This window comes from Candidatus Aegiribacteria sp., from assembly GCA_021108435.1.
Classification (GTDB): domain Bacteria; phylum Fermentibacterota; class Fermentibacteria; order Fermentibacterales; family JCC-6; genus Aegiribacteria.
In genome coordinates this window covers 1-9644 of sequence record JAIOQY010000017.1, presented here as the reverse complement: position 1 = coordinate 9644, position 9644 = coordinate 1, and the positions used below count along the sequence as shown (strand labels likewise).

General features: G+C 46.5%; 9 protein-coding genes. 7 read left to right on the top strand and 2 right to left on the bottom strand.

Annotation, left to right across the window (positions count from 1 at the left end):
- The first annotated feature begins 3 nt into the window (after positions 1-3).
- Positions 4-609, top strand: coding sequence for an MBL fold metallo-hydrolase (locus K8R76_00950; protein ID MCD4846740.1), 606 nt, complete (start codon positions 4-6; stop codon positions 607-609).
- On the opposite strand, the gene K8R76_00945 is transcribed toward K8R76_00950, so the two are convergent.
- On the bottom strand, positions 606-1352 hold the full coding sequence (locus tag K8R76_00945) for a DUF2259 domain-containing protein (GenBank protein MCD4846739.1): 747 nt from the start codon (positions 1350-1352) through the stop codon (positions 606-608). The genes K8R76_00950 and K8R76_00945 overlap by 4 nt on opposite strands.
- Before the next feature lie 216 nt (positions 1353-1568).
- Between K8R76_00945 and K8R76_00940 the strand changes: the two genes are divergently transcribed.
- The gene (locus K8R76_00940) at positions 1569-2942 is read left to right on the top strand and encodes an NAD-dependent succinate-semialdehyde dehydrogenase (protein MCD4846738.1); all 1374 of its coding nucleotides are present in this window, start codon (positions 1569-1571) and stop codon (positions 2940-2942) included.
- 21 nt (positions 2943-2963) lie between these two features.
- Complete coding sequence (locus tag K8R76_00935) at positions 2964-3428, top strand: protease inhibitor I42 family protein (GenBank protein ID MCD4846737.1); 465 nt, start codon at positions 2964-2966, stop codon at positions 3426-3428.
- A 34-nt stretch (positions 3429-3462) separates the two neighbouring features.
- Here K8R76_00935 and K8R76_00930 read toward each other — a convergent pair whose 3' ends face one another.
- Entirely contained in the window at positions 3463-4590 is a 1128-nt protein-coding gene (locus tag K8R76_00930) for a hypothetical protein (protein ID MCD4846736.1), read from the bottom strand.
- 129 nt (positions 4591-4719) lie between these two features.
- Here K8R76_00930 and K8R76_00925 point away from each other — a divergent pair, with 129 nt between their 5' ends.
- The 4 genes from K8R76_00925 to K8R76_00910 form a co-directional block, all read left to right on the top strand.
- Positions 4720-5598 (top strand): hypothetical protein, encoded by an 879-nt coding sequence (locus K8R76_00925; GenBank protein ID MCD4846735.1) that lies wholly within the window; start codon positions 4720-4722, stop codon positions 5596-5598.
- Between the two features lie 3 nt (positions 5599-5601).
- Positions 5602-6543, top strand: a complete 942-nt coding sequence (locus K8R76_00920) for a radical SAM protein (GenBank protein MCD4846734.1) — start codon at positions 5602-5604, stop codon at positions 6541-6543.
- A 99-nt stretch (positions 6544-6642) separates the two neighbouring features.
- A complete protein-coding gene (locus tag K8R76_00915) occupies positions 6643-8148 on the top strand; it encodes a glycosyltransferase family 39 protein (GenBank protein ID MCD4846733.1) in 1506 nt (501 codons plus the stop codon).
- A 168-nt stretch (positions 8149-8316) separates the two neighbouring features.
- Positions 8317-9644, top strand: a 1328-nt coding sequence (locus K8R76_00910; protein MCD4846732.1) for a carbohydrate binding family 9 domain-containing protein, incomplete at its 3' end; no start/stop codon positions are given.

Below are 9644 nucleotides of genomic sequence, written 5' to 3'. Positions count from 1 at the left end.
AGGATTCTAACAGGACCGATTGATGTAAACTGCTACATCATCGGATGTCCGGTATCCGGCGCCGCTGCTGTAATAGATCCGGGCGGTCATGGGGCGAGGATACTCGAAAGACTCGAATACAATAAGCTGACTACTGCTGTTATCATCAATACTCATGGGCATTTCGATCATGTCGGAGGGAATGCTTACCTGATGCGGGAGACTGACGCAGATCTTCTTCTGCATGCTTCCGGTTTGCCTTTTCTTCAGAGAGCTCGGGAACATGCCGACATGTGGGGTATGGAATTTGAGGATTCTCCTGAACCTACGCGTCTGCTCCAGGGTGGTGAGATTCTTGCAGTTGGTAACCTGAAACTTGAAATCATTCATACCCCTGGTCATTCACCTGGGGGAATAAGCATTTACCTACCAGGGCATGTCTTTACAGGTGATGCGCTATTTGAGGGATCAATAGGCAGAACTGATCTTCCCGGAGGAAATCTTGAAGAGCTCATATCCTCGATCAGGGAGAAGCTTCTTGTTCTTCCGGGAAAGACTGTTGTTCATCCAGGGCATGGTCCCGAAACGACGATTGAGAATGAGAAAAGATATAATATATTTTTAAGTTAGCGTAATACTCCGGTAATCATTCTGAATCTGCTGTCAGCACCCTCGAAACCTGGTTCAACAGTGTTCAGGATAATCGCTGTCAGACTGTCTTCTGCAACGTATACGTCTCTTATTCTGTATTCCGATACATATTCGTATCCCGGTTCGGGAGAAGAATCCTCCTGAAACAGAAGCATCTCACCGGATTGATCCGTAATTATCATTTCAAGGAGAACCGGACAGTCGAACATCGTCAGCCACTCAGGTGAGGATTCAGGCATCTCCTGATGATTACGGAGTTGAAGAATATATTCGGGGCCCGTGTATGAATATGTTCCCAGCCATGTTACAAATGATACTCTATCGGGCACAGCATCTCTGTCCGTCAGAGGATGATGAATACAGTGGATGCCAGTATTTCCAGAGGAAATTCCCAGGCTGTCAAGAAGAGCCTGTGACAATGAACGAATTGAGTCTCTGGCCGGATTATCGGAATTAAAGAAAATCTTTTCCATGCCATCAGCATATAGAAGCTCCTCAGACCAGAGGATTCTGTATCTGTGAATTACACTGTCATCAGGCACCGATTTGATAATAAGCTCAGCCCCCGGAGCGCCGCTTCCGTCCGATATCCAGTACTGTTCCATTGCTGCGAACATTCCGTCGTCAGAAAATCCCAGAAATTCCACTGATGCAAGGTTTGCTGCTCCCGATATTCCAGCAGTGAAGAACAGTATCAGAAAACAGAATGGACCGTATTTCATTTCTACCTCCGTTTATACTTATTCGAATGTGGCAAGTTTATTATGAAAAACTCCTTTCCGGTCAACTGAAGGCTGGTGATTTTTTGCGGGCTGTAGATAACCTTTGATTTTCTTCATACTTTGGAATAGTTTAGCACAAACGGTAGTTCTGAATCCTGCTAGGCTTATGAAAGGAATCCTGTGAGTAATAAAAAAGCTGTTTCCGAAAATGGTATACTGGAAACGATCAATCCCTGTACCGGAGAGATAATTGAATCATGGCGCGAACATACATCCATCGAGATTGAAGGCATCATCAGTAGTACTCACAGTGCATTCCTGGACTGGAAGGAAACCTCCCTTCAGAATCGTGCTGATGCTCTCATGCGTCTGGCAGCACTGCTTGAATCGAAAAAAGCTGATCTGGCCAGGCTCATGGCAATGGAGATGGGGAAGCCTCTTGCTCAAGGGGTATCAGAAGCTGAGAAATGCGCATGGGTCTGCAGATACTACGCTGAAAACGGAGCGGAATTCCTGAAGAATGAGGTCGTTAAAACCGACGCAAGTCTTAGTTATATCTGCTATCAGCCTCTTGGAGTAATATTTGCAGTAATGCCATGGAATTTTCCATTCTGGCAGTTATTCAGATTCGCGGCTCCGGCGGTTATGGCAGGCAACGCGTTTATTCTGAAACATTCACCGAATGTTACGGGATGTGCTCTGATGATAAAGACGCTGTTTCAGGACGCGGGTTTCCATCCTGGCCTTACCGGAGTTCTGCTTATCTCTGAGAAGAGTGTACCTGAAGTATCTGCGGGAGTTATTGCCGATGACAGAATAAAAGCTGTTACTCTCACCGGAAGCGGTCAAGCTGGAAGAGCTGTTGCGGCGGTTGCCGGGGCAGAGGTTAAGAAGTGCGTTCTTGAGCTGGGCGGGAGCGATCCTGCGATTATTCTGGAGGACGCTGATCTGATTCACGCTGCTCGGATCTCCGCATTCTCAAGACTGATCAATGCCGGACAGAACTGCATTGCCTCGAAAAGATTCATAGTTATTGAAAGCGTTTACAATGAATTCATAAAGCTTCTTGTGAAAGAGATGACTTCCGGAAGGATAGGAAATCCGCTGGATGTAGAAATATCTCTTGGACCGCTGGCGAGATTCGATCTCAGAGATCAGCTTCATCAGCAGGTGATAGAGAGTATTGCAAAAGGTGCTGAAGTACTGACCGGAGGAGAAATCCCCGAGATGCAGGGTGCCTTCTACCCGCCTACAGTTCTGGGATACTGCCGAAAAGGTATGCCTGTTTTCGATGAGGAAACATTCGGCCCCGTTGCGGCTGTCTGTCCGGTAAAGGATGAAAAGGAAGCGATTGATCTTGCAAACAGTTCACATTTCGGGCTTGGCGCATCTGTGTTTACATCCGATACTGCCAGAGGAGAGAGAATTGCGCTGAAGCTTGAAGCGGGAGCCTGCTTTGTTAATGCATTCGTTCGATCAGATCCTAGGCTTCCGTTCGGAGGGGTTGGATTATCAGGATTCGGAAGAGAATTGTCTCGAAACGGGATGCTGGAGTTCATGAACTGCAAAACAGTTTACATTGATAATTGAACAAAAGGATTGGTGGATGAAATGAAATGGATTCTGATTGTTGCTTCGGTTCTGCTTGTGACGGGCTGTGGGATAGATGATGGTGATGAATCGAAGCCGGAAGAGCCGGTTGTTGATGATGGTGAGAATGTACACTTGGATACCGCGGTTGTTGATGATGCGCCTGAAGTGATTGTTGACAGCACAATTCACGTAATTGCCGGGGATAGCTTCTCAATTACAGTTGAAGCAAATCCAACAACCGGATATCAGTGGAAATGCGATGGTATAGAACAGGAAACGACTGTTGTTGAACAAGCGGGAGAACCGGTCTACCTGCAGGATGAGAATCCTGAGGGAATGATGGGCGTCGGCGGTACTAAAACCTGGAATTTCAAAGCAGTACTCTCAGGAGAAGCCGTCATTCAACTTGGATATTACCCTCCGGGATTTGATAATGAGGGAAATCCTGCGCAGAATAAATTATACTATATTTTCGTCGAGTAAAACGCCGATACTATACCTAAGTTGAAGAAGTGTGCTACGTCCCCAGGGGGAGGTTGTATACGCGGGATCTGCGGTGAAGGCGTTTTTCATAGAGTTTCCACATAGCCTGGATCTTCAGATTGTCTTCCAGTTCATGATTGCTTTCCGCGTACTCTATACCTCTGGCAAGAGCACTTAATCCCATTTCGTAGGATAGCAGCACATCGATACCCTGTCCCTGGAACTCGGTTCTGATCCCGGCCAGATAGAAATCCAGTACGTTACTTCTCTTCATTTCCTTCAGCAGATGAATGAACCCGGTCGGGAACAGGTGACCTTTTGCTTTCTGGAAAGCTCGGGAAAGATTCGGCATGGCTATTATGAAACCCACGAGTCTGTCATCTTGAGCAGCGAGTTTTATGAACTCGGGATCGACCTGCCCGAGATATGTTTTTATGTAATACTGGATCTCCTGTTCATCGAGAAGAGTTGTGCCATACAGCTCAGCGTATGTTTCATTCAGAACATCGAAGATCTGATGACCCCATTTTTTTGCAAGGACCTTTGTGGATTTTTCATTGAAAACCTTGACCTTACCGCGTTTTTTGATCAGGTCCGCAATTCTCCTGATCCTTTCAGGCATGGAGTCAGGAACGGTTATCCTGTACTCAACGTAGTCAACCTCTTTCATATATCCTCTGGATTCAATGAAATCGTTGTACCATGGAGGATTATAACTTCCAGCTATTGGAGGTAATTCCTCGTATCCCTCAACAAGAAAACCGGTCGAATCGTTATCCGTAAATCCCATTGGTCCGGAAATTTCATTCATTCCCTGCTCGAGAAGCCATTTCTCCGCTTCATTCAGGAGAGCGTTCGCGGTTTCGCGATTATCCTCACACTCGAACCACCCGAATCTTCCGCATCTGCGATTAAGCTTTTCCACATATCTTCTGTTGACAATGGCAACAATCCTGCCCACAGGTTTTCCGTCGCGCCAGGCAAGAAAGAACTGAACCTTGCAGTAATTGAAAGCCGGATTCTTTTCAGGATTGAACTGAGCTTTTTCATGCATGATCAGCTGAGGTATCCAGAGAGGGTCTTCTTTATACAGCCTGTAGGGCAGCATCACAAAAGTATTCAGGTCTTTTTTCGATATTACGGGTTTTATTTCAGCAGGCATGTTTTACTCCTTACGAGTGCCAGTATTCAATGAATCTACGAGTCAGCCTGATTTGGTCAAATACCCTGGAACATATTTCCACATACGGACTAATGATATTTGTCGCCTGAATTAAGCTATGGAGGTATTATGAACCATTCATACAACAGAAAAGGACATCGCAAGTATCTGCCAACCGCGTTCGGAGTGCTGATCGCTTCCGGGTTCCTTCCTTCATTTACCGCTTCTTCGCAGACCGTCAATAATGATGACACCGGACAGAATGACTCAATCACACCAGTCCATTCAAATCTGCAGACATTATTTACCAGAACCTCCGCGCTTTGGAGTAATCCGCAATGGCAGACCTTCAAGATACTTTGGAGAAAGCTTGACAGTTTTTCTCCGGGTGATAGAGATTATTCTGACAGCAATTATGCGGAAAGGGTGAATAAGTTAAGAAACCAGCTGAATATAGCATTTCAGGAACTCAGAATGGTTTCGGAAGAGACCGGCATAGATTCCGTTGAGCTTTCTCTTCTTGAGATGCTTGCATATAACCGACTTGATTATCTGTCGTATGGATCACAGCTGCTGTTAACCAGGATGATGCCGCCGCCTGTTTCGGAACAGACCGATAGCCTGCTTCCTCAGATCGAAGCGAGAATCGATACAGTTACCAAACTTCGCGAATGCGGATTGATTAGCAGAGAAGAAATGAAAACCGCCTTTGATAACATGATATCATGTATTGATACTTACTGTGTTCTTGAAATGATCAGTAGAGGGTTATTCTATTCATCTCCGGCATGGTTTTCCCGATGGCCTGAAGAAGTGAGTGAGATTCAGACAGCTTTCGACAGCATCCGAACTGCTTCACTTGCTGAAATTGAAAAGAACGGAGAAACTTACGATGGTCAGTATCAGGAAACTTATGACGCATTTATGAGAATGGAGAACGATCTTCATCACACCATTACCAGATTACCCGCTCTGAACGATCTGCTATTGGATCTGGAGCTGTTCTAGACCTTGCACTTCGCTGATCCGATAATTGTTTTCGAAGTTACTTCTCGATGCAATCTTAAATGCAGATTCTGCTATAATGTCTGGAAATCCAGCGGTTATTCAAGTCCTGTTGAACTTCCATTGGCAAAGATTGCTCTTCTTGCAGATTCAATTGAGGCTGCTCATCCGGTCTCCGTTGCCTTGACAGGAGGAGAACCCCTTCTTCGTGAGGATCTCTCTTCAATCGCAATGCTGTTCAGATCGAGAGGTATTAAAGTTGGAGTTGTATCAAATGGTATCCTGCTCGATAAGGAATCCGCAGAGAAACTTGCTGATGCCGGTGTCAGCTGGTTTGATATTTCAGTTCCTTCCATATCCTTCGGGGGCTACAAAAGACTTACAGGATTCGATGGATTCGCAAAAGTAAAACGGGCAATGCTTGCTGTTAAGAGCGCTGGAGCCCGATTGATCGTATCCCATATCATGACTGCGCTGAATGAAGGCGAAGCTGGAAAAGTCATCGAGCTTGCCTTTGCCTTCTCCGCGGACGCAGTTGCTCTGAACAGATTTGTCCCCGGCGGGGAGGGGCACAGGAATCCTGATCTGATTCCAACATTGCAGCAGCTTGATAACAGCCTGAGTGCTGCCAGCAAGGCAGCTTCCTCTCTCGGAATAACTGTGTATGCGTCAATTCCTGTTGAGGACTGTCTGCTTCAGCACGAAAGATATCCCGGAATTGAATTCGGCTCATGCGTGTGCGGAGAAAGGAAATGGGCTGTTGATCCCTCAGGAGGGCTCCGGATCTGCGAACAGAGTCCTGGGATTCTGGGCAGTCTTCTTGAATCTTCCTTTGAAAATCTGATTGAAAGTCCGGCTGTCGCGGAATTCCGCAGGAAGGACAGTCTGCCGGATTGTGGAGAATGTCCTGCGTATGGTGAATGCGGAGGCGGGTGCAGATTTATTTAGTCCGCCATTTCCAATTCGGATTTCAGTTGTTAAGATAAGAGGTTGAGTATTTCCTTCCTGGATTGAAATGGATATTATGAATTGCGCGATGAGGTAAATATGCTGTTTGCTGACAGGACCATACTTCGGAAGTACATGAAAGAGAACAGCTGGATACCATATCTGATTGTCTTTGCAGCAGGTCTTGCGCTTCGTTTCATTTGTATCGGCTCAAAGAGCCTGTGGGTTGATGAAGCATACGCCGCGGGACTCATGGACAGAAGTATTACTGATCTGATTACGATGTCTACGGCAGGTTCGCCACATCCACCGCTGGCTTTTCTGTTCATCAAACTTTCATCTGTCATATTTGGAAACAGTGAAGCGGGGCTGAGGGTGGTTTCAGCTCTTGCTTCGGCTCTGGCCGCCATTCCGCTTATGGCTTTTATTTCAAGAAAAATAAACTTGAAATCCGCCTTCTGGGCAGGAATGATATGGGCTGTATCACCCTTCGCGGTCTCTCTCGGACAGGAAGCATGGCTGTACGGTATAACAGCCTTTTTCGGGTTCCTTTTCATTGATATCGCGGACAGAGCATGGCGCGGAAACAGGAGAGCTGTGTTTGCCCTTCTTCCCATCGCGCTTATCGGAATGATCATCCAGCATCTGTTTGGTTTGTATATCATCGCGGGATTTGGACTCTACTTCACGGTACCCCGCCAGGATCGGCTGAAATTCAGTCGATTTGTTCTTCTGATCTGTCTGTTCCTGTTGTTCTATTCACCGTTCTGTTTACTGTTGATCAAACAGGCTTCGTTCAGAGCAGATAGAATGAGCAGAGCAGGGTTGGACATGGCCGCTGTTCTGAAGTACCGTTTTCTGATTCGGATACCATCGGTATTCGCACGGCTAATTCCAGGAGGTCTTCTTATTGAGGCTGGTCGACAGTTTCTTGTTGATAAGAAGCAGATATTCTTCTGGTGCATCTTTGGATGTGGTCAGTTATTGCTTTTGATAAACCTGTTCCTTCGAAATGTTCTTAACAGCAAATTCAGAAATTGGCTCCTGCTTGTGTTCGTGCTTCCTTTTCTGATATTTCTGAAAGAAGATCCAACCGTCAGGCACCTTACAATACTCTGGATTCCTCTCGCTTTCGCCATTGCTTCCGCGGTTGATAGATGGAAGCGTTCCGGTCCTGTGATTCTTGCCATAACAGCTATAATGCTGTCTCCCTATTACAATATCAGCAGTTTTCCCTATCACAGAGCTGACTGGCGCGCCGCAGTTGAATTCGTTGAGAACAGAATTGAACACGGTGAGAGTGTTCTCGTTATTGGAGGACAATCCGGAGGGTTAATCTGGGATTACTACTGTGATGAGAATACTACCAGAACAGTATTCGGAGTGGATGATCCATATACGGAAAATCTGACACCCCCAAGCACCGGAGCAGATTTCGTTATTGACAGTCTGCTGCATGAATATGACAGTATCTGGATCGTAAAAGATTACTGGGGAGGTCCAAGAGCTGCAGACTTCGCTTCGGATCATGTAATACTTCTGGAAAACTGGATAAGTCCCTTAATGGAAATTCTTCACGTTTCATCAGGACCCGCCGGACAGTAAACCTCCGATCATTCACAAGAAGGAACGCCGGGATCGTGAGCCGGAGTTATGCGTCATTCGGTACAAATCCATAAAACATTGATATAGAGTAACATACGAAAGTTATTTGACTTCTGCGATCGCGAAGGGTTATGATTAGTCAAAACTCAATCGGTGTAGGGAGGCATCATGTTAGCATCAATTTTACTGCTAATCGGAACACTTTCAACTCCTCAACCTTTAACTGCGGTCAGGATTCAGGATGGTCCATCAATAGATGGTGTTCTTGATGACTCTGTCTGGTTGCAGACGGAGACTGTCTGCTGCAGACTTATGCAGTATGGCCCTGAGTACGGATCTGAAATGACCGAAGAGACCGAGATATCAATTCTCTACAACGATAGTCATATCTATTTTGCCTTCAGTATGAATGATCCCGATCCGACCACTATGATGAACGCGCTTACTCCCAGGGATAATTATGTTACAGGTGAATGGATCGCTATTCTCCTTGATACCTGGGGAGGCGGCAGGGAGGCAACCAGTTTCGAGATCAGCCTTGCCAATTCCCAGATGGACTCCAAGATAAATCCACATGGCCGCTGGGATTACAGCTGGGATGCGGTCTGGGAAAGCGGTTCCCGGGTTACCGATGAGGGATGGACCGCGGAATTTGCCATTCCCTTCAGCTGCCTTCGATTCGATCAGACAAGTGATGCCCAGTCATGGACAGTCAACTTCCAGAGGATACTCGGTAAAACCCGTGAGAACGGATGGTATGTTCTTTCCGATGGTGGCCCCATGGCCGATCTTGAAACCTTCGCTGATCTGAACGGTATCGAAGGTATCGAAGGATCACTCGGTCTGGAGATCAGACCGTACGCTTCGGAGCGTTCCATCAATGATTCAGAACAGGATGAATGGGACAACACTTTCAATGCAGGTGTCGACATGAAGCTAGGGATAGGAAGCAGCATTGCGGCTGATTTCACGGTGAATCCCGACTTCGGTCAGATCGAAGCGGACGCAGTAGAGATGAACCTGTCCCACTTTGAGCTTTTCCTGAGGGAAAAACGACCCTTTTTCCTGGAATCTCAGAATATCTTCGAAATGCCGTTCATGATGTTTTATTCTCGTCGAATTGGTGCTGTCGCGTCGAATGGAGATGTGATTCCAATAATTGGCGGCGGCAAGATATCCGGTTCGCTCGGCAGTGGATTCAGATTCGGATTCCTGGACGCGGTCACTGCAAGAGTTTCGGAGGATACTCTCATACTGGTTCCTGCGGTCAACTACGGGATATTCAGAACTGTGAAGGAATTTGGAGCTTTCAGCTATATAGGAATATCTGCCGTCTCCAGGGAATCCTGGAAGCAGGATGAATTTGACGCAGAGCATAACACAGCTCTTGCGCTTGACGGAGCCTTTGAAATACCGGGGAACCATATACTAAGCCTGGCTGCCGCAAGGAGCTGGAACACCGGACTTGAAGATGATGGAGCCTATGAGATAGAATT